This window comes from Labrenzia sp. THAF35 (assembly GCF_009363595.1).
Taxonomy (GTDB): Bacteria; Pseudomonadota; Alphaproteobacteria; order Rhizobiales; family Stappiaceae; genus Roseibium; species Roseibium algicola.
Window position 1 is genome coordinate 953,127 of the sequence record NZ_CP045380.1, and the last position, 23,635, is coordinate 976,761.

Annotated in this window: 21 protein-coding genes; 10 read left to right on the top strand and 11 right to left on the bottom strand. The window is 56.0% G+C overall.

Going from position 1 to position 23,635, the window contains the following annotated elements:
• Positions 1–4 precede the first annotated feature (4 nt).
• The 4 genes from FIU93_RS04395 to FIU93_RS04410 are packed head-to-tail and all read right to left on the bottom strand — an operon-like array spanning position 5 to position 3,919.
• Positions 5–991, bottom strand: coding sequence for a nitronate monooxygenase family protein (locus FIU93_RS04395; RefSeq protein WP_152504924.1), 987 nt, complete (start codon positions 989–991; stop codon positions 5–7).
• Complete coding sequence (locus FIU93_RS04400) at positions 985–1,482, bottom strand: MaoC family dehydratase (RefSeq protein WP_022999217.1); 498 nt, start codon at positions 1,480–1,482, stop codon at positions 985–987. Before FIU93_RS04400 ends, FIU93_RS04395 begins: the two co-directional genes overlap by 7 nt.
• Positions 1,483–2,301 (bottom strand): SDR family NAD(P)-dependent oxidoreductase, encoded by an 819-nt coding sequence (locus FIU93_RS04405; RefSeq protein WP_152504925.1) that lies wholly within the window; start codon positions 2,299–2,301, stop codon positions 1,483–1,485. It lies immediately after the preceding gene.
• Positions 2,291–3,919, bottom strand: coding sequence for a long-chain fatty acid--CoA ligase (locus FIU93_RS04410; RefSeq protein ID WP_152504926.1), 1,629 nt, complete (start codon positions 3,917–3,919; stop codon positions 2,291–2,293). Before FIU93_RS04410 ends, FIU93_RS04405 begins: the two co-directional genes overlap by 11 nt.
• Before the next feature lie 184 nt (positions 3,920–4,103).
• Between FIU93_RS04410 and FIU93_RS04415 the strand changes: the two genes are divergently transcribed.
• From FIU93_RS04415 to FIU93_RS04440, 6 genes are all read left to right on the top strand, one after another.
• Positions 4,104–5,051 (top strand): glycosyltransferase, encoded by a 948-nt coding sequence (locus FIU93_RS04415; RefSeq protein WP_152504927.1) that lies wholly within the window; start codon positions 4,104–4,106, stop codon positions 5,049–5,051.
• Positions 5,041–6,108, top strand: a complete 1,068-nt coding sequence (locus FIU93_RS04420) for a glycosyltransferase (RefSeq protein ID WP_152504928.1) — start codon at positions 5,041–5,043, stop codon at positions 6,106–6,108. Before FIU93_RS04415 ends, FIU93_RS04420 begins: the two co-directional genes overlap by 11 nt.
• 11 nt (positions 6,109–6,119) lie before the next feature.
• Positions 6,120–6,881 carry a hypothetical protein gene (locus tag FIU93_RS04425; protein ID WP_152504929.1) on the top strand — a complete coding sequence of 254 codons (762 nt, stop codon included), beginning with the start codon at positions 6,120–6,122 and terminating at the stop codon, positions 6,879–6,881.
• 1,172 nt (positions 6,882–8,053) lie between these two features.
• On the top strand, positions 8,054–8,860 hold the full coding sequence (locus tag FIU93_RS04430) for an NAD-dependent epimerase/dehydratase family protein (RefSeq protein WP_082444582.1): 807 nt from the start codon (positions 8,054–8,056) through the stop codon (positions 8,858–8,860).
• A 1-nt stretch (position 8,861) separates the two neighbouring features.
• Positions 8,862–9,653, top strand: coding sequence for a glycosyltransferase family 2 protein (locus FIU93_RS04435; RefSeq protein WP_152504930.1), 792 nt, complete (start codon positions 8,862–8,864; stop codon positions 9,651–9,653).
• A gap of 20 nt (positions 9,654–9,673) precedes the next feature.
• Positions 9,674–10,819 carry a DegT/DnrJ/EryC1/StrS family aminotransferase gene (locus FIU93_RS04440; protein WP_055659238.1) on the top strand — a complete coding sequence of 382 codons (1,146 nt, stop codon included), beginning with the start codon at positions 9,674–9,676 and terminating at the stop codon, positions 10,817–10,819.
• Between the two features lie 16 nt (positions 10,820–10,835).
• Here the strand turns inward: FIU93_RS04440 and FIU93_RS04445 are convergent, their stop codons facing one another.
• The 3 genes from FIU93_RS04445 to gmd are packed head-to-tail and all read right to left on the bottom strand — an operon-like array spanning position 10,836 to position 14,154.
• The gene (locus tag FIU93_RS04445; RefSeq protein WP_152504931.1) at positions 10,836–12,080 is read right to left on the bottom strand and encodes a hypothetical protein; all 1,245 of its coding nucleotides are present in this window, start codon (positions 12,078–12,080) and stop codon (positions 10,836–10,838) included.
• A complete protein-coding gene (locus FIU93_RS04450) occupies positions 12,077–13,066 on the bottom strand; it encodes a GDP-L-fucose synthase (protein ID WP_055656974.1) in 990 nt (329 codons plus the stop codon). Before FIU93_RS04450 ends, FIU93_RS04445 begins: the two co-directional genes overlap by 4 nt.
• Before the next feature lie 5 nt (positions 13,067–13,071).
• Positions 13,072–14,154 carry a GDP-mannose 4,6-dehydratase gene (gmd, locus tag FIU93_RS04455; protein WP_055656972.1) on the bottom strand — a complete coding sequence of 361 codons (1,083 nt, stop codon included), beginning with the start codon at positions 14,152–14,154 and terminating at the stop codon, positions 13,072–13,074.
• A 395-nt stretch (positions 14,155–14,549) separates the two neighbouring features.
• Between gmd and FIU93_RS04460 the strand changes: the two genes are divergently transcribed.
• Positions 14,550–15,293, top strand: a complete 744-nt coding sequence (locus FIU93_RS04460) for a hypothetical protein (RefSeq protein WP_152504932.1) — start codon at positions 14,550–14,552, stop codon at positions 15,291–15,293.
• A gap of 40 nt (positions 15,294–15,333) precedes the next feature.
• Here FIU93_RS04460 and FIU93_RS04465 read toward each other — a convergent pair whose 3' ends face one another.
• From FIU93_RS04465 to gcvA, 3 genes are all read right to left on the bottom strand, one after another.
• Positions 15,334–16,068, bottom strand: coding sequence for a hypothetical protein (locus FIU93_RS04465; protein ID WP_055656968.1), 735 nt, complete (start codon positions 16,066–16,068; stop codon positions 15,334–15,336).
• Positions 16,069–16,165: 97 nt separating this feature from the next.
• Complete coding sequence (yegS, locus tag FIU93_RS04470; protein WP_055656966.1) at positions 16,166–17,074, bottom strand: lipid kinase YegS; 909 nt, start codon at positions 17,072–17,074, stop codon at positions 16,166–16,168.
• Between the two features lie 267 nt (positions 17,075–17,341).
• Positions 17,342–18,265 (bottom strand): transcriptional regulator GcvA, encoded by a 924-nt coding sequence (gene gcvA, locus FIU93_RS04475; RefSeq protein ID WP_152504933.1) that lies wholly within the window; start codon positions 18,263–18,265, stop codon positions 17,342–17,344.
• Between the two features lie 157 nt (positions 18,266–18,422).
• On the opposite strand from gcvA, the gene FIU93_RS04480 reads away from it, so the two are divergent.
• The gene (locus FIU93_RS04480) at positions 18,423–19,640 is read left to right on the top strand and encodes an acyl-CoA dehydrogenase (protein ID WP_152504934.1); all 1,218 of its coding nucleotides are present in this window, start codon (positions 18,423–18,425) and stop codon (positions 19,638–19,640) included.
• A 121-nt stretch (positions 19,641–19,761) separates the two neighbouring features.
• Positions 19,762–20,943 (top strand): FAD-binding oxidoreductase, encoded by a 1,182-nt coding sequence (locus FIU93_RS04485; RefSeq protein WP_152504935.1) that lies wholly within the window; start codon positions 19,762–19,764, stop codon positions 20,941–20,943.
• Positions 20,944–20,954: 11 nt separating this feature from the next.
• On the opposite strand, the gene FIU93_RS04490 is transcribed toward FIU93_RS04485, so the two are convergent.
• On the bottom strand, positions 20,955–22,043 hold the full coding sequence (locus tag FIU93_RS04490; protein WP_152504936.1) for an N-formylglutamate amidohydrolase: 1,089 nt from the start codon (positions 22,041–22,043) through the stop codon (positions 20,955–20,957).
• Between the two features lie 388 nt (positions 22,044–22,431).
• Between FIU93_RS04490 and FIU93_RS04495 the strand changes: the two genes are divergently transcribed.
• Positions 22,432–23,610 carry an aminotransferase class V-fold PLP-dependent enzyme gene (locus FIU93_RS04495; RefSeq protein ID WP_152504937.1) on the top strand — a complete coding sequence of 393 codons (1,179 nt, stop codon included), beginning with the start codon at positions 22,432–22,434 and terminating at the stop codon, positions 23,608–23,610.
• The last annotated feature ends 25 nt before the right edge of the window (positions 23,611–23,635 follow it).

Here is a 23,635-nt window from a genome sequence, read left to right on the forward strand (position 1 = left end):
CCCCCTAACAGATATCGGCGCGCAGCCGCTCGATGGCGGCGCAGTATTCGGTTTCCAGGCGCTCGACCACGGCGGCTGCCGGCCCGACGGACTTGATCGCGCCGATGCCCTGGCCAGCGCCCCAGATTTCCCGCCAGGCCTTCGGCTTGGGGCTGTCGTCCGGCATGACGCTGACATCCCACTCGTCCGGCAAATGATCCGGGTCGAGACCGACCTTGCGAATGGAGCCTTTCAGGTAGTTGGCCGGATGCCCGGTAAAGAGCGAGGACGTCAGCACGTCCTCGGCCCCGCCTGCGACCATCATGTCCTTGTAGGTCCGGTCCGCGTTGGCTTCCTCCGTCGCAACGAAAGGCGAACCAACGTAGCCGAGGTCGGCGCCCAGAGCGCGGGCCGCCAGCAGCGCTTCGCCGGTGGAGATGGCCCCGCCCAGAAGCAACGGACCGTCGAACCATTCCCGGATCTCGCGCACCAGCGCGAAAGGCGACTGCGGGCCACCGTGACCACCTGCCCCTGCCGCGACCGCAATCAGCCCGTCGGCGCCTTTTTCGACGGCCTTTTTTGCGTAGGTGTTGTTGATGACATCATGCAGGGCGATGCCGCCGCAGGAATGGGCCGCCTCGTTCACCTCGACCCGCGCGCCCATGGACGTGATCCAGACTGGCACCTTCCATCGCGTGCAGATTTCGACATCCCGCTCCAGCCGCTCATTGGACCGGTGGACGATCTGGTTGACCGCGAAAGGCGCGGCAGGCCGATCCGGATTTTCCTGGTTGTGCCGGTCCAGCGCTTCGGTGATCTCCTTCAGCCAGGCTTCCAGAACTACCGGACCGCCAGGCTCGTCCCTTGCGTTGAGCGCCGGAAAACTGCCGACAATGCCGGCCTTGCACTGGGCGATCACCAGCTTAGGACAGGAGACGATAAAGAGTGGTGCCGCAACAGCCGGAAGCCTCAAGCCCTGCAGAGCCTTGGGAAGGGATCTTGCCTTCAACATGTTTTGTCCGCCTCTCCTTCCAGGTAGAACCTGTTGAGCCATTCGGCGACCAGCGCAGGCCGCTTGCCGTTTTCGATCTCCACCGTCGACTGCCAGACGATATCAACCTCTTGCGGTTTCGGCCTTGAAAGACGGGCGAGGACAAACCGCCCGCGGACCCGGCTGCCCACCTTTACGGGTGCAAGAAAACGCACCTTGTCGAAACCGTAATTGATACCCATCGTTGCGCCCTTGATCTTCGGCTGGGCTTCAACCCCCATCGCGGAGAGGAGCGACAGCGTCAGAAACCCGTGCGCGATCGTACCTTCGAAAGGTGTTTCCGCCGCCCTTTCAGGATCAACATGGATGAACTGGTGGTCCTGCGTCACCTCGGCAAAAGCGTCTATCCTGGCCTGGTCGATCAGGTACCAGGAAGACACGCCAACCTCCGTTCCGACAAGCGTTTCCAGCTCGCTTGCGGCAAGGGTGCGTGACAGCGTATCAGCGCTCACTCAATAGGCCTCCTGGAAGAGGTCTGGCCCGGTTTCCACATTGATGCCGCCGCTGATGGGCAGGATGGCGCCGGTGATATAGGCCCCGCCTCGCCCGCACAGATATTGCATGGCGGCTGCGATATCCTCCGGCCGGCCGACACGGCCGAGTGGCACCTGGGCTCCCACACGCGAGCGGACATCCTCGTCCGCCGTTGCAAAGGCCGTCATGTTGCTGACGAAAGGTCCCGGGGCCAGCGCATTGACTGTGATGCGCCGTGCCGCCAGCTCTTTGGCAAGGATCCGCGTCAGATGATGAACAGCAGCCTTGGATGCCGCATAGCTGTAGGCCCTGTCGCCATGGGCCGTTTCCCCCATGACCGAGCCGACGTTGACGACCCGTGCAGGATCGTCGTCGCTCGCGCCAGCTTCCAGAAGCGGCAAAAGGCCTTGCGTCAGCTGGAACAACCCGGTGACATTCACCCGCATCACCCGTTCCCAGGCGTGATAGGGAAAGTCGCCAAGCGGCTGGCCCCAGCTTGTGCCGGCATTGTTCATCAGAATTTCCAGGCTGCCGGTGCGCTTGCCGATTTCGCCCACCAGCGCCGCAACACCTTCTTCCGTTCCAACGTCCCCGGCAAAGCCTTCGGCCTTTCCCGAATAGCCGAGCGCGTTCAGCTCTTCGGCAGCCGCCTGGCAGGCTTCCAACTTGCGGCTGGCGATCATCACCCGCGCACCCGCGGCCATTAGCCCCTCGGCGGCCATTCGGCCGACCCCGGTCGCGCCACCTGTAACCAGTGCCGTTTTGCCGCCAAGGCCGAACAAGTGATCAGGCGTCATGCGGTGCCTCCGGAAACTGTTTTCTTAAAGTGAGTTTCGACACCTTGCCCGTTGCCGTCATCGGCAACGCATCGACGAAGACGACGTCATCCGGCACCTGCCACTTGGCGACCCGTTCCGCCAGATGGCAGAGGATCTCCTCCTTCTGCGGCTGCGCTTCCTCCGACGGCTGAACGATGAGCAGCGGACGCTCGTCCCACTTGGCGTCGGGTACCGCGATCACCGCGCAATTCGCCACGCCCGGATGAGACATGACGATGTTTTCCAGATCGAGCGAGCTGATCCATTCGCCGCCCGACTTGATGAGGTCCTTGGAACGGTCCGTAATCGTCAGGAAGCCTTCAGGACTGATGGCGGCGATATCGCCGGTGCAGAACCAGCCTTCCTTGTCGAACACGGGTTTCGAGGCTTCCGGATCCTCGTAATAGCCGGAAGTGATCGTGTTGCCGCGCACATAGAGATGGCCCGGGGTCGTTCCGTCATGCGGCAGGCGATTGCCGGCATCATCGACGATCTTCATGTCGACACCGAAGATCCGCCGCCCCTGGCTCTGCTTCCTGTCGATGCGCTGGTCGAACGGCAGATCCGCCATCTCCGGCGGCAGGTTGCACTGGGTGCCGAGCGGGCTCATTTCCGTCATGCCCCAGGCATGGCAGACATTGATGCCCTGTTTTTCGAAGGCCTCGATCAGAGAGCGCGAGGCAGCCGATCCGCCAACGACGATATCGCCGAAGCCTTCGGGAATGCGGCCGCGCTGGCGGATCTCGTTCATGAGACCTATCCAGACAGTCGGCACACCCCAGGCGGAGAAGACCTTTTCGCGGTCCATCAGGTCGAACAGGCTTTTGCCGTCCAGTGCGCCGCCTGGAAAAATCAGGCTGGAACCGGAAAGCGGCGCGCCATAAGGCAGGCCCCAGGCATTGACGTGAAACAGCGGCACCACCGGCAGGATGCGCGAGCCCTCGTTGAGGACCCGGGGAATGGTGACACACATGTCGTAAGCATGCAGCACCGTGGAGCGATGCGAATAGAGCGTGCCCTTCGGATTGCCTGTCGTGCCGGAAGTGTAACAAAGCCCGGCGGCCTGGTCCTCGTCGAAATCCGGCCAGTCGATTTCACCCGGCTGTCCGTCAAGGATTTCCTCGTAACAGAGCACACCTTCCAGTGTCGTTTCGGGCATATGCGCACGATCCGTCATGATGACGATCCGCAGATCTGCCGGAAAATGCGGCCGAAGTTTTTCAACGATCGGCACGAAGGTGAGATCAACGAACAGCACCCGGTCCTGGGCGTGATTGACGATATAGATCATCTGTTCCGCTGAAAGCCGCGGATTGATGGTGTGGCAGATGGCGCCGATGCCGGAAATTGCATAATAGAGCTCGAAATGGCGGTAGCCATTCCAGGCAAGTGTCGCCACCCGGTCGCTTTCAGTGATGCCGAGTGCCTTCAGGCCATGTGCCAGCCGGGCGATCCGGCCGGCGGTTTCCTTGTAGGTGGTGCGGTGAATATCGCCTTCCGTCCTCACGGACACGATCTCACCGGCCGGATAGGTATCCGCTGCAAAGGTGATGAGGTCCGCGATTTTCAGCGGACGGTGCATCATCATTCCCTTCATGTGTTTCCTCCCAGAACACGGCCGCTTCATACGGTCCCTCAAAGGGTTGAAGGAGAAGCCTAGCGCGCGGCTGACGCGCTGGAAAGGTCAATTTCCTCGGATGGCTTTTCCCGAAACCCTTTGACAGCGGCAGGCACATGCGCCAAACCCTGCCCAACCCAAGAGGAATGGTTGAGACCCCTTCATGACCCAGAAACTGGTCATTGCCGTTTGCACCGCGCAGCGGCCGAAAATGCTGCAGGCGTGCCTGGATAGCCTCGACAATCTGATCGCGCCCGCGAACACGCAGATGGCGATCGTCGTTGTGGAAAACGATCCCGTGCCGCATTTCACAGGTGCTGCAGCAGAAGACGTGAAGAAGAGGCTGTCTCTGCCGGTTTTCTTCCATCATGAAAAACGCAAGGGCATCCCCTTTGCCCGCAACACGGCCTTGGACGCGGCACTGGAACACGCCCCGGACTGGGTGGCGCTGATCGATGACGACGAACGCGCGGAACCGGACTGGATCGAGAAACTTCTGGCCGCCTGCCTGGAACACAAGGCCGAAGTCGCCAACGGCCCCGTGCGCCGGATTTATGAAAAGCCGGCCCCGCACTGGTGGAAATCGCAGCTTCTGAAGCCGCGGCCGACCGGCTCGATCATCACCGAAGCACCGACCAACAACGTGTTGCTGAGCGGACGTATCATCGCGCGGAACGGTCTTGGCCTGCGGTTCGACGAACGCCTGACCTTCGGCAGCGAGGATATCGACTTCTTCCGCCGCACCCACGCGGCGGGCGCAAAGATGATCTGGGTGGATGATGCCTTCGTCGAGGAGGACATTCCGGCCTCACGCGTCACCACCGGCCGCCTGCTGAGCCGCATGCACATGGCGGCAACCTCCGGCGCGTTCAACATCGTGCTGCGCGAAGGCCGGCTGAAAGCTGCCCTGCATTTCATTCCCAAAAGCCTGCGGCGCATGTTCTTCGGCCTCTTGGCGACAATCGTCGGTTTCGTGCTGAAACCCTTCGCCAGAAAGCGTGGCGAGAAACTCTTCTACTATGGTCTGATCCGTCTCATGAAAGGCTCCGGCAACCTGCGCGGACTTCTGGGCCGGGCGCATAACTACTACGATGTGATCGATGGTCACTGACACGCAGATGCAGCCGAAAAAACTCGCCCACATTCATCTTGGCGTTGATGGCGGGGCAGAACGGTTCTTCGTGCGCCTGACAGGCGCCCTTGCCCGGCGGGGCGTGGAGCAGATCGCTTTCATCCGAAAAGACCGGCCCTGGCGCGATGACCTTGCCAGACACTGCGATGTGCGCGAGATGACCTTCAGCCGCTCGCACCTGAAACGCCATGTCATCCGCTGGGACATCGCCCGCCAGATCAAGGCATTCGGCGCGCGTTCCACCATGGGCTGGATGAGCCCGGCCAGCAAATGGATGCCGAAACCCGGCCCCAGCATGCGCACCTTCCTGCGCCTTGGCGACTGGCCGGACGGCTTTCACACCTATGGCAATGTCGAGGACTTGATCGGCAACACGCCGGAGATCATTCGCCAGGCCATCGAAATGGGCTGGCCTGCGGAACGTGCCCATGTGATCAGCAACTTTGTCGATCCGTTGCCCACGGATCTGAAGCCGGTCGACCGGGCAGACTACAACACGCCCGAAGACGCCACGGTGCTGATCCACCTTGGCCGCTTCGTCGAACGCAAGCGCTTCGACCTTGCCATTCAAACGGTCGCCGGCCTGCCGGAGACCGTTCATGCCTGGCTGATCGGCGACGGTGAGCTGATGTCCGACATGAAGGCCCTGGCATCAAACCTCGGCGTTCAGGACCGTGTCCACTTTCTCGGCTGGCAACGCGACCCCTCGCCTTTCCTGAAGGCTGCCGATATCCTGCTGTGCCCGACCGACGAAGAACCGCTCGGCAACGTTGTCCTGGAAGGCTGGACCGGCGGGCTGCCCGTTGTCGCAACCGCCTCGCCCGGCCCAAGCTGGCTGATCGACCACGGCAAGACCGGGCTGCTGTCGCCCTGCGGGGATGTCGACGGGCTGGTGGGGTCTATTGCTGAGGTAATTCGCAGCAGCAAATTAAGAGAAAGTCTTGTAAGAGGCGCAACCGAAGAAATTCTAAAGCGGTGGTCTGAGGACTCTATTTGTCAAAATTACCTCTCGACACTTTTTGAGCCGCGCAATTAAAAAGGCAAAAGATGACACTCGACGGCCAAGATAAAAAGAATTCCTTTGATGTTCTAATTGTTTCTGGCGCACGACCAGAACTACTCAAGGCTACATTGGATAGCTTTGAGAAAAATCTATTCTCCAATATCGAAATCAATGACTGCTACATAAATATAGATCCGTTCGAAGGAGGCATCGAACAGATTAACGCGTGCGAAATTCTTTGCAAGAATTACTTTAAGAAAGTACACGCAAACAAGCCAACATCGCCACAATTTACCAAGGCTGTACAATGGCTTTGGTCCAAACCTCAAACTGAATGGGCCTTAAGCATTGAAGATGACTGGCTCCTAAGCCGCAAAGTCGAAAAAGATGAGATATTTTCTGCGATGAAATCCAAAGTAATGCAGATTTCATTCATGACGAAAGAGAAAATGTGGAAGTTTCGATCAAACTATCACTATAAGCCAAATAGACGCAAAATATTCGGAATTGATATTGGGCGTGGACTTGATAAAAGTCGTCCCATTTTTACGACAAGTCCATCATTTGTCAAATCTACATTTGCTAATAGATGCTCGCAGTTAATGACTCCAAGCCTCGACCCTGAAAAACAACTCAACAAAATTAACGAGCCTCTTAGCGAATATACTTCTCAGTACCGAAATCATTTTATTGGTTCGCGTAAAGACCATGTAGCGATCGATATTGGACGTGATCACCGCAGTAAAAAAGGTATTACCAAGCAAGTTATTGATGGGCAGAGCTTTTGGGAAACAAGCAATTCATAGCCAAACTCTCTGAAACGAAACTCCCAATATCGTGTCACAATAAATCACTCTCCTTGGAAAGTAAGGAATTTTTGCATCTCTTGGATCTTAATTCTCGTAATATTGAAATAATTCAGCTAAATTACACAGGCAAATGATTACCTTTGTGACAGATGGGAAATCTCGTTGCCTTGCGGTTGAGCGGGTTTGAGGCACGAAGGCGACCCGTCAATTGGACGGTATCGACACTAAGAATACATCAAACTCGCAAAAAAGGTCCAGTTCACTGCGCGGCGCACTTGAGGCTGATCGTAATGACATCGATTATCTAACGGTGGCGCGACCAGACATGACTGTATTGGAAATCATGGAGAACATACATGATACCTTTTTGGCCTGGATGCCTACCAGGTCATTTCAGCTGTTTATTGCCCCGTCACACCAAAAAATTGAAAAAGTTAGCTTGGCCAACATACTAAACACGGTTCTACAAAGCACACACGAGAGGGTTTGTTTGAAACCGAGCCTAGCTTGAGCCAATATGTTTTGTATTCATGGACAACAACAATAGATAAGCTTTGCGTAGAGAGTATCTTTGCGTGCTGGACATTATCTGGCGCCGGCTACGCTTGAAGATTGAAAACACAGCAAAACTTTCGTGCAGTTTGCAACTATCGGCCCCGCCACGATAGCTTGTGGCGTTGTAAATGGTACAGGATATTTTGCTAAAGTCGAGCAAGTAGCGTCGGCAACTCTAGCGCCAAGGCAGGTTGATGCCATAGACTATCTGCCCGAGCACAAGCCTCCTGCGATTTGCCAAGTAATCGAAATCGGCTGAGCACAATTGTAGTTAGCGACCTCCTATATTCAATAGAAACTCGATCGTACTGACCTTTCCAGTCACCTTGGCTCGATTAGAAACTGGTGAGAGGGACGTAGGGGACATACATGCGAAAATCGCGAAAGCGATACAGGCGGGCCTTCAGAGGCTATTAATAATTCAACTTAGAAAGAAATGACCTCAAGCAATGCAAAATTACGTTAAACCCTAAATTACCAGCAATCTTCTGGAACGCTATTTTCTCATAAATCGTTGACGATGAACGAGTCACCATCTAGTAAGGTTGGATCGTACTCGAGCGATCTTTCATCCCGTTAAAAAATAACTTCTGTAGACATACAAACGTATTCAAATGCCAAATCTTTTGTTATTGGGTGGTCGTGGGATAGTTGGAAGACATTTTGTTCGAAAACTGAACTTGCTTTCGCCATCTGTCACTTGCCAGGTTTTTTTAGGTGACATTCGTTCCAATACTGATATCAGCACTACTATAAAGGACTTGGGTCAGGTAGATCTCGTTGTGAACTTAGCAGCTGTTGTTGAAGTGTTAAAAGTCCAAAGTCATCCAGAAGAAGCGTATACCGTCAATGCGTTTGGCGTACTAAATGTGCTAAAAGCACTAATAGAATTCCAGCAGAAACCATATTTTTTTCAATGCTCTACCTCACATGTTTACGCTCCAAGCTCAGAGCCTGTATCCGAAACCAGCAAAACTGATCCGCATACTGTTTATGGCAGAACTAAACTCATGGGCGAAATTCTTGCACGTGACGTATGCTCTGCAACCGACATTCCATTGTGCATTGGAAGGCTCTTTTCAATTCATGACGCGGAGCAAACTGGCAGTTACCTTCGCCCGAACATAGAACGACGCTTGCGTGAGGAGGATCTAACCAAACCGTTTGAGTTGATGGGGGCCAATAGCGTTAGGGACTTTCTTGCTGCCGAGGATGCAGCCGAGTTGATCGCCCGATTGATCATAAAGCGCGCTGAAGGCATTATAAACGTTGCCTCCGGCAAGGCTACGAAAATACGCGATTTTGTTCAATCACTGAGCTACCGGGAGCTTGAAATTGTTCCCAAGGGGGTGTCAAACACCCTCGTAGCTGACACAACACTGCTGACTTCTATTTTGGGTTCTGGCACGGCGCAAGACTGATATGAAACAAGCCAAAGCTTCCATCGTTATCCCGACATATAATCGGGCTCATTTGTTGCCGAAAGCCATTCAGACCTCTCTGAACCAGACAGTAGAATGCGAAGTGATTGTCGTTGATCACGGGTCAAGCGATGATACCCCCAAAGTCGCAGGTTCATTTGGGGAAGCCATCACCTATGTCCGGCGAGAACGAGATTTCGGTCCGCATTTTTGCTGGCTGGAAGGAGTGCTGCACGCAAGTTCCGAATTCGTGCACCTTCAATTTGATGACGACTGGATTGAGGAGACATTTATAGAAGAATGCCTACAGCGATTTGATCCAGAAACTGGATTCGTCTTCTCCGCAGCGAGGATCGTCCTGGAAAACACCAAACAAGTCATCGACATTCAGTTTGATGACTGGCTGCCGGAAACCGGATCGTATCCCGTTGGCATGCTTGAAAAAAAGATTCTCTCCTCTCTGATTTCTCCGGGTGCCGCAGTCTATCGGAAACAGATTTTGATTGATGCCCTTTACCAGGGGCGATTGCCAATGTCCGAGGCCGAATATCACGGCGTCGGACCCGATTGTTTGGTCACACTCCTATCTCTCTTGAGATATCAGAAGTTGGGTTTTGTAAAAGATGCACTTGCCACATTTCAGGCACATCCACGATCGATTACAATTGATGCCAAATCGGACCCTGAAAAAAAAATTAAAATCAATGATGCGTACAAAGAAGTTAAACGCTATTACAAAGAACTCAAACTCCTAAAAAAGATCCGGAAACTGAAGGGCTTAATACAAAGGTGACGGACGCAATAAAATCGATCATGCTCGCTGAAGACACGATCTCTCGGCAAGAACTCATCACCCTATGCGACTGGATACTCGAAGGAAACAGACTGACAAAATCAACTCAAACGGTTGATTTTGAACAGGAATTCAGTGATTGGATAGGAAGCAAATACGCGGTATTCACAAATTCAGGTTCCTCGTCCAATCTTTTAATGATCGCTGCGCTTAAAGAGGCAAGCCGGCTTAGAAATAACAAAGTCATCGCTGCGTCTGTTAGCTGGGTTACAACCGTCGCCCCACTATTGCAACTAGGCTTAGAAGTGTTCTTATGCGATTGTGACCCGGCTAATCTTGGGCTTGATCTTTTGCATCTGGAAGAGATTTGCGAGAAAGAAAAACCATCTGCTCTAATGCTGTGTCATGTCCTAGGACACGCTAATCATATGGACGAAATCCTCGCTATCTGTAAGCGCCATGATGTTATTTTGCTGGAAGATAGCTGCGAGGCACTTGGTAGTGTATTCAAGGATAAGAAGCTCGGTACAATTGGGGTGGCCGGTTCATTTTCCTTTTATTACGGGCACCACATTTCAACGATTGAAGGCGGCATGGTGGTAACGGACGATTCCGACCTACATCAGGTAATGCTGTCTTTAAGATCACACGGTTGGTCTCGCGATTTGTCCCCAGAAAGACGAGATGTTCTGACATATCAGTATCAGGTCGATGAATTCCGGAACTTATATACGTTTTATTATCCTGGTTACAATCTTAGATCGACGGACTTACAGGCATTCATTGGAAGATCGCAACTAAAGAAGCTCGACGAGATAACAAAAATTCGGAGCAGAAACTTTGAGCATTACTCAGAATTGCTAGATGGTTACTTTACACAAGCAAGTAATACCAAAATATTGTCTTCTTTTGCATATGGAACATTCGTAAAGAACCGAATGGAAGTTTTTGAGGTACTCAAGGCAGCGTCAATTGAGTGTCGCCCTCTCATCTGTGGGAACATCGCGCGCCATCCCTTTTGGCTAAAAACGCAGGGTGCATTGGCTCTACCAAATGCCGACAAAGTCCATGACTTCGGCATATACTTGCCGAATCATCACAATCTAACGCGCACGGATATTGAGCGTGTTGCGGAGACATTTACCCAGATAGCCATTCCAACATGAGTTAAATAAAATAAATCTAACTTGAATACAGTAATGGATGATTAATCAAGAGATCTCTGAAATAACTCTTGGCGGTTATACACCCGTTTTTGTACTTAGATTGGTTTATTGCCACTTCAAGGATAGCCTCTGAAAATTCGCGGTTACTAACCACAGCACATGCATTTCCATGCGAGAGAAAATCTTGCATGGAAATGCCTTTCGAATGCACGATGATCTTTTGTGCGGCTACAGCATCCTGAACAAGGCCTGATCCCTGAAGCCCATAGATGCTTATATCGTAAGGTAAAACGATCACATCCGTTGACAGGAACAACTCTTCAAAATCCACAGGCTCGAGGCGATTTGAAATGCACGTGATGCGCAGATTTTCAGCCTTTGAGGGAGAGTTTTTTGCAAAGGCGTAAACGCCACCATCGGCGTAGTCTTCGTCCGCCCCTTGGAGCAAGATTTCAACCGGCAGACCCAGGCAGCATCCAGCAAGCATCGAAGACAGTTCTTGTATTATAGCTTCTGCTCGCTCGTAACCCTTGCCTGGTCGAGATGCACCGAGGAAACCTACGCGAAAAGTGTCATATCGATCCAATGCTTTGGGAGTTGGCTCCAGTGGATTGACGCTGCATGTCAGGTAAAAGCCACTGGTAACAGACAGGCCGAATTGATTCCTCATGTAATCCGCAAGTTCATAAGTTTCGCTGAACAAGCGAATTTTAGAAGAGGTTCGGATCCCTTCTTGAAGCACATTCATTCGCCGAACTCGGCGGCGCCCCTTTGGGTCGCCAAGAGTCGGATCCAAAAAGCGCATAATAATCTGCGGCGATTCTTCGCCAAGTTTTGAAACTAAATCGGCAATCGACTCCAACGCGTCCAGATTTGCGGACGGAACGATCACCATGTCATCCGCGTTAAATTCAAATCGCTCGCACACTTGCTCAATTGTACGTCCGAAGGGAGATGACGGATAAAACGCGATATTTCCCCGAAAGACAGATCGCAAGAACACATCCACTTTTTGTCGCAGACTACCGTGCCTGAAGCGCCATCGAAGTTTCGCCTTCGCAAGCTCAGCCGCAGATAACGTGGCTGCGGCTTCTCCGACAAATCCATCGTAACCTTCGCCAGCTATCAGGTGCAATTGATGATCGGGAAACAAAGCCTTTAGCGCGGCGATTTGAGTGTGATGATGGCCACGGTTTCTGATCAGTTTCGGCTCAACGACTAGAAGTTTTGAACTCTTGGGATAACGCTGCTCGGCACTCATGACTTTCGGACACCAAAATTTTCTTCAACAAAGGTATCCAGGTAGGTCTCGCGCAAGCCGTCGGCTAGCGGCCGTACATTGTTCCAACCCAATTCATTTAGCCGCGAGGAATCTGTCAGTTTTCGTGGTGTACCGTTTGGCTTGCTCTCATCAAATGACAACCCTCCTTTAAAACCAACAACTTCACAGATCAATTCTGCGAGTCGCCTAATGCTGATTTCCTTCCCAGTGCCGATATTCACGGACAAAGGGTCAGAGTAGTACTTGGCCAGAAAAACAACAGCGTCCGCCAAATCATCTACGTGAAGGAACTCCCGCAAAGGGGAACCGTCTCCCCAGACCTCCAGAGTTTCCTTGCCAGTCGTTTTGGCTTCATGCGCTTTTCGCAAAAGCGCTGGCAACACATGGCTTGACTTAAGATCATAGTTATCACCTGGCCCATAGAGATTGGTCGGCTGTGCAGAAATGAAATCGCAGCCATATTGCAAACGGTATGCTTCACAGAGCTTAATGCCCGAAATCTTCGCGAGCGCGTACCATTGATTTGTCGGCTCTAGTGGACCCGAAAGAAGGCTGTCTTCTCGGATCGGTTGCGGCGCCATCTTGGGGTAGATGCACGTAGACCCAAGAAACACGAGCTTATCGACTGAACACTGATAAGCCGAGTGAATCACGTTGGCCTCAATCATCAAATTGTCGAACAGGAATTCGGCCGGTCTAGTACTGTTTGCTAGGATACCGCCGACCCTTGCCGCCGCCAGAAATACCACCTCCGGGCGGATCTGCGACATCCATTTTTCGACGTCCGCCTGCCTGCGCAGATCCAAGTCCCTGCTGGAAATCGTCACGATTTCACAGCCTTCGGACTTCAAGCGCCGTACGATCGCGCTACCAACCATCCCTGTATGGCCTGCGACGAACACACTTTTACCCGCTAGGGCAAACGGAGTCGGCAGCGTTTGTCCGGATTCCGCTGTGCCACCCATGGTACTCAACCAGTTTTTATCCAAGACGCTTGAGACCCTTTCTTCGAGTCTTCCGACACGGAGTTGAGATCGCTTCGAACCATTTGCTTAATCATGTCGCGAAATGGTGTCGTAGGGGCCCAGCCAAGTGCCTTTTTCGCTTTTTTTGGATTACCGAGCAGCAGATCGACTTCCGTTGGTCGAAAGTAGCGTCGATCGACCGCGACCACCGCTTTTTCGGTTTTCGTGTCGAAGCCTTGCTCGTCGACACCGCGTCCTTCCCAGCGAATATTGATCTCTAGTTCAGCAAAGGCCTGCTCGACAAATTCGCGAACCGAGTGTTTTTCCCCAGTCGCCAGAACATAATCATCCGCCTTGTCCTGCTGCAGCATCAGCCACATGCCGCGGACGTAGTCTTTTGCATGCCCCCAATCACGTTCGGCGTCTAGGTTACCAAGGTAGAGCTTGTCCTGAAGGCCCAGTTTGATCGCGGCGGCGGCCCGGGTGATCTTGCGGGTCACGAAGGTTTCGCCGCGGATCGGGCTTTCGTGGTTGAAGAGGATGCCGTTGCTGGCGTGCATGCCGTAGGCTTCACGGTAGTTGACGACGATCCAATAGGCGTAGAGCTTTGCCGCGGCATAGGGGCTTCTTGGATAGAAAGGAGTGGTTTCCGACTGCGGAACTTCCTGAACCTTTCCGTAGAGCTCAGACGTGGAGGCCTGGTAGAAGCGCGTTTTCTCGCTCAATCCAAGAAGCCGGATGGCCTCGAGCAGGCGCAGAGTACCGAGGGCGTCCGCGTTTCCCGTATATTCCGGGGTCTCAAAGGATACCTGAACGTGGCTCTGCGCGGCGAGGTTATATACTTCGTCCGGCTGCGTTTCCTGCATGATGCGGATGAGGTTCGTGGAATCCGTCATGTCACCATAGTGCAGGTGCAGCTTCACATCACGGTCGTGCGGATCCTGATAGAGATGATCGATCCGTCCTGTGTTGAACGATGATGACCGTCTTTTGATGCCGTGAACCGTATAGCCTTTCTCTAGCAGCAGTTCTGCGAGATAGGCGCCGTCCTGGCCAGTGATCCCCGTGATGAGAGCTGTTTTTTGCATCGTACCCTTTTGTCTCAATCCAGTTCCGTGAGTGCTTCTTCAAGAAGCAATGCGGACGTGAGTTTCATTTTCGCGGCGCTGGTGTTTGACAGAGTTCGCAAACGGTGGGGCAATCGCAGTGGTCTGACCGCCCCAATGTGCGCCGAATAATCCGGGCGTTATAGTCGGTTCCAAAATCAAAAGAAAGAGAACCCTGACCTCCGAGTGCGTTGAACATGCACTGGCAACAGCAAAAGTCATAATGATATGGCAGCGCGCAGGTCAAAGATCGCTGGCGTTCGAGCTGATGGCTTGGCATAACCGCGACGGCAACGAACCGCCGGACCCATTCAGGCGATTTCAAGTACGGGTGGATTAAAGGTGGTCACTTCCGGCTTCATTTGCAGACAGGTTTGATGACAGACGCAGTGAAAATCGACGTACTCCTCGTTTCGGGGGCAAGGCCTGAGCTGTTGGAGAAAACTCTGGCAAGCTTTTCACAGCGGTTGTTCAGGCATTTCGAGATCGGAACGCTTTACGTCAACATCGATCCCTTTGAAGGCGGGCCTGTGGAGGTTGATGCCTGCGAGGAGATCTGCAAACAGCATTTTGCCAATGTCGTCACCCGCAAGCCTGACAAGCCTCACTTTACAAAAGCAATCCGCTGGCTCTGGCGACAGCCGGTTGCGGACTGGTGCTTCCACCTGGAAGACGACTGGGTGCTGAACCGGGATGTCCGTCCCGAAGAAGTCAGAAAGGCAATGACACGCGACGTTCGCCAGATCAGCCTGATGACCCGGGAAAAGAACTGGGGCTACCGGTACTTCTATCATTATGAACCCGGCCGCAGGACATTCCTCGGAATGGATCTCGGCAAGGGTCTCAACAAGAAGCGGCCGATCTTCGGAACCAGCCCCTCCTTCCTGCGCAGCGATTTCGCTGCAAGATGTGCCGAGCTGATGGATGAGACACTCGATCCGGAAAAACAGCTGAACTACATGAACCCAGATCTGAATGCCTTTACCGCACAATTCAGGAACAGGTTCATCGGCGCGCGGCGAGACTATGTGGCGATCGACATCGGCCGGGAACACCGCGATGCACTTGGGATAACCAAGGAAGTTATCGATGGAAACAGCGTCTGGAGCCGGACAGAGTAAGGCGCATCTTCAAGCGCACAAAATACTGTCGCACTTGAGGTCAGCTGAAAAAGACGTTCCGTGTTGCCGGCGTATCGAAATCGAAGCCGAACAGTTCGATTTCGGTTTTGTACCAGTCGGCGACGATCCCGATATTCCTGTCGGTGTAGAATTTTCGCTGGTCGGCACGGGCATTGCGGGAGATGTTGCGCTGTTCGAGCGTGTCATCTGCCCCAAGATATCTTGCCAGTTCCGGACCCAGTTTTTCCTGACGCAGGATATTGACCGCCACCTGCCCCCTCTCGTCGATCACATAGTCGCTTTGCGGGTACCAGCCGAGCGAGGCGCGGTGCCAGAAAAAATCAACCTTGCCCCACTCGTGGCGTGTCTCCAGAAATTCCTCGAACCCCTTCACTGTCAGATCGAATTCCGCCTCGTGGGATCCGCTTGTCTGCAGGTAGAACTTGAATCTGGAAAAAGTCCGTGCCCAGGGATTGCGCACGACCGCAAAAGGCACCGTGCCAGCACGCACCGAAATGTCGATATCCCGCAGCCGGGCATGTTCGTAGCCCGGATGAAGCCCGCGATCCTTCATGAAGGTCATCAGCGCGTTTGCATAAGCCTTGCTTTTCAGGCGGCGCCGGTTGGCGAGAACCAGATTGCCTTCCAGCGCCTTGGCATGGCGCACCGACATGCCGCCGTTCTTGGGAATGTGGACGAGCAGGTGTTTTTTCGGCACCAGCCCCAGCCTGGCAGGCGCGAACTTGAGGAAATTCTTGAGCTGGTATTCGTCCATGCTGTCCGTCTCTTGAAAGCCGTGCCCTGCGCCTTCCCGCACCTTGCACGGCTGACGGAAAGACGTCGTTTCAGCCTGCTGCCGGGCGCGGCGACCGTCAGCGCCTGAGGTCGATCTGGTGGTGCCTTATCCCAATCTGCCAAGACTGTCCATTCATCGGCTCGCCGTCCAGATTGAACTGCACGGGCTGCTGGGTCTCGATTTTCAGATTGCGCACCTTGCGCTGGATCGGGCCGCCGTTGATGTCGTCAACGCCGCTGTCCAGCAGCACCGACAAAAGGTCGATCACCTTGCCCGTCTGCGGGAAGGGAACGATGGTCAGATCGAGGAAGCCGTCATCAAGCTTGGCATCGGGGCACAGCCGAATGCCGCCGCCAGCGCGGCGGCCATTGCCCACGGCGAGGGCCAGGAACGAGCCCTCCCAGGAGAAATCGTCCGCCTCGATACGTGCTTCGCAGGCCGAAAGTTCCGAAAACCGCTGCAGACCTGTGAAGAGATAGGCAGCCCCGCCAAGAACGCGCTTCAGGTTCGGGTCGGTCTGTGATGTCACCTGTGAACCAAAGCCGCCAGTTGCCATGTTGATGAACACACAGCCGTTGACCTCGCCAATGTCGGTCGGTTTGGCGGATGCGCGCACGGCAAACCTCAGGCAGGAGGTGATATCCGCCGGATCAAGGCCAATGTGATTGGCAAAGTCATTTGCCGTTCCAAGAGGTAGAACCGCAAATGAAAAGGGAGGCTTTTCCCCTTCGGGCAAATCATGCAGGGCCGCATCCAGAACCTCGTTCAAGGTGCCATCGCCTCCGCCGCTGACAAGCGTGTCGATCCGCTCGCTCTCGTGATCGCGCAGGGCATCGCGAACCAGTCTCTCGACATCGCCGGCCTCATAGGTCACGCGAACGGAGACATTGTGGCCCATGGACCGTACGGCCTCTACCGCACTGCGGACATCGTCGCGGCCGGCGGACTTGCCATTGAGGATCAGGCGCAGATGGTGCTTTTCCAATTACGTCTCCTTGTCCCTGCTGCTTTCCTACACGAGCAGGGAAAATTGCCATCAGGCATGGCAGCAGATCATAACCCGGGGCCGGGCTATGGCAGTTTGAAAGCGGGACTGGTCTCTCCGAATGGTGCCTTTGAGCAAAACGCCGGCAAGGTGCAATCGTTCCGCTGAAAAGTGGGCCATGTGCCCGCCGGTTTCAATTTCTGCCGATCGCTAAAAAGTCGGGACCAAGGGAACCGTCGTGCCGGACGCACTGTCTTGACGCCTGCTTCAGCCCGGCAGCATGGTTTCCCGGCGCGTCCGTGCGGTGCGGGCTTCCTCCATCAGCCATTTTCGGAATGCAGACACCACCGGCCGCATCGTCCGGCCCTCAGGATAAACGAAATAATACGCCGTCTGCTGTGACAGGGAGAGGTCGAAAAGCCGGACGAGACGTCCTGAGGCCAATTCCGCCTCTACGAAAAAACGCGGGATCAGCGCGGCCCCAGCGTGGTGGATCGCGGCCTCGGAGATCATGACGAACTGTTCGAAACGCGCGCCTTGGAAGGCGGCATCTGTTTCCACGCCTGCAAGCTCAAACCACTGCCGCCAGGCAAGCGGGCGTGTTGCAAGCTGCAGGCGCGGCACGCGGGCAAGATCGGCAGGTGTGCGGATCTGGTGCCGATCGCGAAAGACGCGTGAGGCAACGGGGATGACTTCCTCGTCGAACAGCCGTTCGGCGATCGCCCCCGCCCAGACCGGGTCGCCGTGGTGAATGGCGCCGTCAAACGGCTCCTCGTCGAAATCGAACGGCTGCAGGCGCACACTCAGATTGAGGCCAGCATCCGGATAGCGGCGCCCGAAATCGGCAATCCGCGGTGCCAGCCAGCGGGTGCCAAAGGTCGGCAGAACCGCGAGGTTGAGAACGTCCGCACTGCCGGCATAGGACATCACCTGCCGCGTGGCCGCGGTCATCTGTTCCAGCGCTCCTCGGATATCGTGAAGGTAGATCCGGCCTGCGTCGGTCAGGACAATGCGCTGGCGAACCCGCCGAAACAGCTCGACGCCCAGCCTGTCTTCCAGCTGGCGAACCTGCTTGGACACTGCGCCCTGCGTCAGGTGCAGTTCCTCCGCGGCGCGGGTAAAGCTCAAATGCCGGGCGGCACATTCGAACGCGATCAGCGTGTCTGCCGGCGGGACGAAGGCGCGCCGCATGGCAAATTCCCCTACTTCATTCCATTTCGTCATGAATGATGGACGAGGTTTCGCTTTTACGCAAACGGATTTGAGGCAAGACTAGAGGAAATAGAATGACCCTGGCCGTCAAGCGGCCGCACATCATTGGCCGGATCACGGCCTGGGAGACACGACCATGAACGCACCCGCGAATGTTAAGTCCTCACCGGCCGGTGGCGGCTCCTTCGACTGGCAGGACCCGTTTCACCTGCGCGACCAGCTGAAGGAAGACGAACAGCTGATCCAGGATACGGCTCGCGCATTTGCCCAGGAAAAGCTGCTGCCGCGCGTCATTGAAGCCTACCGCGAGGAAAAGACCGACCGGGGCATCTTCAACGAAATGGGTGAACTCGGCCTTCTGGGCGTCACCCTGCCGGAAGACTACGGCTGCGCCGGTGCATCCTATGTCGCTTACGGCGTCGTTGCCCGCGAGATCGAGCGTGTCGACAGCGGCTATCGCTCCATGATGAGCGTGCAGTCCTCGCTGGTCATGTACCCGATCTATGCCTACGGCTCGGAAGAACAGCGCCAGAAATACCTTCCGAAACTGGCGAGCGGCGAATTTGTCGGCTGCTTCGGCCTCACCGAGCCCGATGCAGGTTCCGATCCGGCCGGCATGCGCACCCGCGCGGAAAAAATCGACGGCGGCTACAAGCTGACCGGCTCGAAGATGTGGATCTCGAACGCTCCGATCGCAGATGTCTTCGTCGTCTGGGCGAAGTCGGAAGCTCACGACGGTGCCATCCGCGGCTTCGTGCTCGACAAGGGCATGAAGGGCCTCACAGCACCGAAGGTCGGCGGCAAGCTTTCCCTGCGTGCCTCCATCACCGGTGAAATCGTCATGGACGGTGTGGAAGTGGGCGAAGATGCCCTGTTGCCGAATGTTTCCGGCCTGAAAGGCCCGTTCGGCTGCCTCAACCGCGCACGCTACGGCATTGCCTGGGGCGCAATGGGCGCTGCAGAAGACTGCTGGACCCGCGCCCGTCAATATGGCCTCGACCGCGAACAGTTCGGTCGCCCGCTGGCTCAGACCCAGCTCTTCCAGAAGAAGCTGGCGGACATGCAGACCGAAATCACGCTCGGCCTGCAGGCAGCGCTGCGTGTCGGCCAGCTGTTCGACGCCGGCAAGGTGGCGCCGGAAATGATCTCGCTGATCAAGCGCAACAACTGCGGCAAGGCCCTGGATATCGCGCGCCAGTCTCGTGACATGCACGGCGGCAACGGCATCCAGGAAGAATACCACATCATGCGCCACGCCCAGAACCTGGAAACGGTCAACACCTACGAAGGCACGCATGACATTCATGCGCTGATCCTCGGCCGTGCGCAGACCGGCCTGCAGGCGTTCTTCTAAGACCCTGAAGTCATGACATTTGAAGCGGGCGGCCAAGCCGCCCGTCTCTCGTTCGGTTCTCTTGAAAAGGGTTTGCGTCAGCAGGCCCGTTGTTTTTCCTGACAGCGCTTGAGGAGGCTCCATGGCGGACCAGACTGCGGATGTCGTCATCGTAGGGGGAGCCGTCATGGGCTCGTCCGTCGCCTGCCACCTGGCCATGCGCGACGATTTTTCCGGACGCATCGTCGTTATCGAGGCGGATCCCGCCTATGAAACCTGCGCCTCCGCGCGGTCGGCAGCGTCCATTCGCCAGCAGTTCTCCAGCGCCATCAACATCGAGATTTCGCTTTACGGCATCCGCTTTCTGCGGGAGATCGGAGCAGCGCTCAACGTGAACGGCGACAGGCCCGCTATCGACCTTCACGAGGGTGGCTACCTGTTCCTGGCAACGCCCGACAAGCTCAATATCCTTCAGGAAAATCACCGCCTGCAGCAGCAGCTCGGCGCGGATATCGCTTTTCTTGACCCGGACGGTCTCAAGGCGAAGTTCCCCTGGCTGGAGGTTTCCGACCTTGCCGCAGGCTGCCATGGCGTTACAGGCGAAGGCTGGTTCGACGGCTACGGCCTGATGCAGGCCTTCCGCAAGAAGGCCCGGTCGCTGGATGTCGACTACATTGCCGCAAAGGCCAGAGTGGCAGCCGACGGCAATGGCGGCTGGAGCGTTGAGCTATCGACGGGCGAGAGACTGTCGACACCTGTCGTCGTCAACTGCGCCGGTGCATCCGGCGGAGCCGAGCTTTGCCGTCAGGCCGGAATGGACGTTCCGATCGTTTCCAAAAAGCGCTGCGTCTTTACCTTTGAATGCAAGGACAAGCTGGAGCGTTTTCCGCTGCTGATCGATCCGAACGGCACCTACGCGCGCCCGGAAGGCACCGGCTACATCTGCGGTTCGGCGCCGCCTGAAGATCGCGATCCGGACTGCCACGATTTCGACGTCGATTATGGCCTTTTCGAAGAACATATCTGGCCGACACTGGCAACGCGCGTTCCCGCTTTCGAGGCAATCCGGCCGGGAGCCGCCTGGGCCGGCTGCTATGACATGAACCTCTTCGACCACAACGCCTTTGTCGGCGCAGTGCAGGGGCTGGACGGGTTCTATCTGGCACTCGGGTTTTCAGGACATGGTCTGCAGCAGTCACCCGCGGTTGGGCGCGGCCTTGCGGAACTGGTCGTGACAGGTGGCTATCAGACGCTGGATCTCTCGCCGCTGGCGTTCGACCGGCTGGCTGCCGGAACACCGATTATCGAAAAGAACGTGGTCTGACCGTCTGAAGCTTACTCGGCCACCAGCAAGGGCGTGACAGGTCCGTCCTCGACCTTGCTCGTCTGGGCGCTGGATACCTTGGGCAGGGTCAATGGATTGGCGGGGCTGATCTCCGCCTTTTCCGGTGCCGCGTCAGGCGTTTCCGCCGAAATATCGTCCGGGATTTCTGCCGCGCCTTCCGTCAACGCTTCGGCATTGTCGGTAACCGGGCCAGAGTTGCTGCCGCTGTCTTCAGCGTCCATCGTCTCCACCAGAGGCTCTTCCACCGGCAAGGGCAGGCTTTCAACCTGGTTCTGACCAGATGAGGCACCGCCCACCGACGTCCAGTCCACCAGCCGGGTCATTGCATCCTGCAGGACGGCCGTCAGACGGGCCATTCGCACCTTGTCCGGCTCGAAAGGCGGTGACTCATGGCGCAGGTAAGAGCGTTGTGCCAGCAGCAGCGTCATCGCATGCAGGCCGCGGTCCGGTCGACCGAACGTATGGGTGATGAAACCACCCTGGGTCTGCTCATCGACGCTGACCGTATACCCTTCCCGCCCCTTGAACGAGCCGACCAGTACATTGCGCAGGTCCGGATCACACGACTTTCCGCCCGCCGTGCCGATACTGACCAGCGGCAGTCCATTTTCGGTAACGCCCTTGATGTTCGAGCGCATGGACTGGCAATCGAGCACGATCACCTTGCGATGACTTCGCAAAAGCCGGTCGATCTGGCGGCGTAGGGCCTTGTGGAAGGGCGTATAGAAAAGCAGCGTGCGTTGTTCGATCTCGGTCGGGCCAGGCTCTTCGCCTTCCTGATAGATGCGCTTGCCATCCAGCGTGGTGGCGGGACACAAGGCGCGCGTCGGATCCTGCGCAGCGCTGACAGGTGTCTTGGGATCGCGGTCCAGATCGACAACGTAGCGGGAAATGGTGGAGCGCAGCACTGTCGCGCTCAACTCTCCGTGAAAGTCGAACACGCGCTCCAGGCGCCAGGCGAGATCGGCCTGAAGACGGCCCGTGGCGTTCAGCCTTTTTTCGACAGCGTTCGGGATCTCCGTGCCCGAATGGGGCAGGCAGACAATCAGCGGGCTTTGTCCTTCTTCAACCAGGATCATGCTGCAACGCCTAAACGACGAGACCAAACGGCCTCTAACTTGGAGAATTTACTTAACGGAAACAAGACATTTTCTTTACAACCAGAAGACACGTAACCACACCCGCGACAAGGCATGGTCGAATAGATCATTGTTTCCAGCAGCTTGCCAACCCTTATTGCCTGCACCGCTTCTGGGTGAAAGCCGTTTCCGGTCCGAAGCTCTCTTTCCCACACTATTTCGCGGTCGCACAAACAATCGTATCGCGCATGTTAATCCGGCGAGCTGACCAACTGGCGTCTTGACGGATGCCTGCAGGCGGGCAATTTTCACAGCAACACATCTTTCGGCGGCCAAGGCCGTCCCATCCCCTTCCGTTCAGGATCTGCCTTCAAACGAGGACCCGGCCATGACGCTTCGCAATGGCAAAGAATTTCTGATGATTCCAGGACCGACCAATGTGCCGGAGGAAGTCCTGCGGGCCATGCACCGGCCGGCAGTGGACATTTATGAAGGCCCGTTGCTGGAAACGACCGGGTTCTGCCTGCACGGTTTGCAGCGTCTGTTCCGGACCGAAGGCAAGACCTACATCTACGCAGCCAACGGTCATGGAGCCTGGGATGCCGCCCTGTGCAACACGCTGAAGCGTGGCGACAAGGTGCTCGTGCTGGAGTCCGGCCGCTTTGCCCTTGGCTGGGGAGAAGCTGCCAACGTGCTGGACCTCGATATCGAGGTTCTGCCGGGTGCCTGGGACAAGGGGGTCGACCCTGCTCACCTGCAAGAACGGCTGAAACAGGATACCGCCCACGAGATCAAGGCCATCCTGGTGGTTCAGGTCGATACGGCCTCCGGGGTCTGGAATGATATTGCCGCCTTGCGCAAGGCGATCGACGCAGCTTCACACCCTGCCCTGTTCATGGTCGACACCATTGCCTCGCTAGGCTGCATGCCGTTCGAGATGGACGCCTGGGGTGTCGATGTGGCGCTGACGGGATCGCAGAAGGGTCTGATGTGCCCGCCAGGCCTCTCCTTTGTTGCCGCCGGCCCGAAAGCCGACAAGGCACATGAAACGGCGGAGCTGCGGACCAACTACACCGACTGGACTTTCCGGCAAGGACCGGAGCACTACCAGAAATACTGCGGAACCCCGCCCGAGCACCTTCTGTTCGCCTTTCACAAGGCCCTCGATCTCATTTTCGAGGAAGGGCTGGAGAAGACCTGGCACAGGCATGCCCTTCTGGGTGAGGCAACCAGGCGGGCCGTTGCGGTCTGGGCGGAAAAGGGCGCGGTCGACTTCAACATCACCGACGCGCATGCCCGCTCGAACTCCGTCACCGTTGTGCGGTTCAACGAAGGCGACGTGGCGGCACTGAGGACCTTCACCAAGGAAGTCTGCGGCGTCACCATCGGTGGAACGATCGGTGAATTGTCCGGCAAGGGCATCCGCATTGCCCACATGGGCCACGTCAACGCCGTCATGCTGCTCGGCACGTTGTCAGCCATCGAACTCGGCTTCCAGAAACTGAGCATTCCCCATGGGCGGGGCGGAGTGCAGGCGGCGATGGATTACCTGGCTGGGGCTCTCTGAGAACGGTGGCACGCGTCCTGGAAAA

Coding starts and splice junctions, on each gene's coding strand:
- FIU93_RS04395 (WP_152504924.1), bottom strand. CDS start 991: ATGTTGAAGGCAAGATCCCTTCCCAAGGCTCTGCAGGGCTTGAGGCTT.
- FIU93_RS04405 (WP_152504925.1), bottom strand. CDS start 2,301: ATGACGCCTGATCACTTGTTCGGCCTTGGCGGCAAAACGGCACTGGTT.
- FIU93_RS04410 (WP_152504926.1), bottom strand. CDS start 3,919: ATGAAGGGAATGATGATGCACCGTCCGCTGAAAATCGCGGACCTCATC.
- FIU93_RS04415 (WP_152504927.1), top strand. CDS start 4,104: ATGACCCAGAAACTGGTCATTGCCGTTTGCACCGCGCAGCGGCCGAAA.
- FIU93_RS04420 (WP_152504928.1), top strand. CDS start 5,041: ATGGTCACTGACACGCAGATGCAGCCGAAAAAACTCGCCCACATTCAT.
- FIU93_RS04425 (WP_152504929.1), top strand. CDS start 6,120: ATGACACTCGACGGCCAAGATAAAAAGAATTCCTTTGATGTTCTAATT.
- FIU93_RS04430 (WP_082444582.1), top strand. CDS start 8,054: ATGCCAAATCTTTTGTTATTGGGTGGTCGTGGGATAGTTGGAAGACAT.
- FIU93_RS04435 (WP_152504930.1), top strand. CDS start 8,862: ATGAAACAAGCCAAAGCTTCCATCGTTATCCCGACATATAATCGGGCT.
- FIU93_RS04440 (WP_055659238.1), top strand. CDS start 9,674: ATGCTCGCTGAAGACACGATCTCTCGGCAAGAACTCATCACCCTATGC.
- FIU93_RS04445 (WP_152504931.1), bottom strand. CDS start 12,080: ATGAGTGCCGAGCAGCGTTATCCCAAGAGTTCAAAACTTCTAGTCGTT.
- FIU93_RS04450 (WP_055656974.1), bottom strand. CDS start 13,066: ATGGGTGGCACAGCGGAATCCGGACAAACGCTGCCGACTCCGTTTGCC.
- gmd (WP_055656972.1), bottom strand. CDS start 14,154: ATGCAAAAAACAGCTCTCATCACGGGGATCACTGGCCAGGACGGCGCC.
- FIU93_RS04460 (WP_152504932.1), top strand. CDS start 14,550: ATGACAGACGCAGTGAAAATCGACGTACTCCTCGTTTCGGGGGCAAGG.
- FIU93_RS04465 (WP_055656968.1), bottom strand. CDS start 16,068: ATGGACGAATACCAGCTCAAGAATTTCCTCAAGTTCGCGCCTGCCAGG.
- gcvA (WP_152504933.1), bottom strand. CDS start 18,265: ATGCGGCGCGCCTTCGTCCCGCCGGCAGACACGCTGATCGCGTTCGAA.
- FIU93_RS04480 (WP_152504934.1), top strand. CDS start 18,423: ATGAACGCACCCGCGAATGTTAAGTCCTCACCGGCCGGTGGCGGCTCC.
- FIU93_RS04485 (WP_152504935.1), top strand. CDS start 19,762: ATGGCGGACCAGACTGCGGATGTCGTCATCGTAGGGGGAGCCGTCATG.
- FIU93_RS04490 (WP_152504936.1), bottom strand. CDS start 22,043: ATGATCCTGGTTGAAGAAGGACAAAGCCCGCTGATTGTCTGCCTGCCC.
- FIU93_RS04495 (WP_152504937.1), top strand. CDS start 22,432: ATGACGCTTCGCAATGGCAAAGAATTTCTGATGATTCCAGGACCGACC.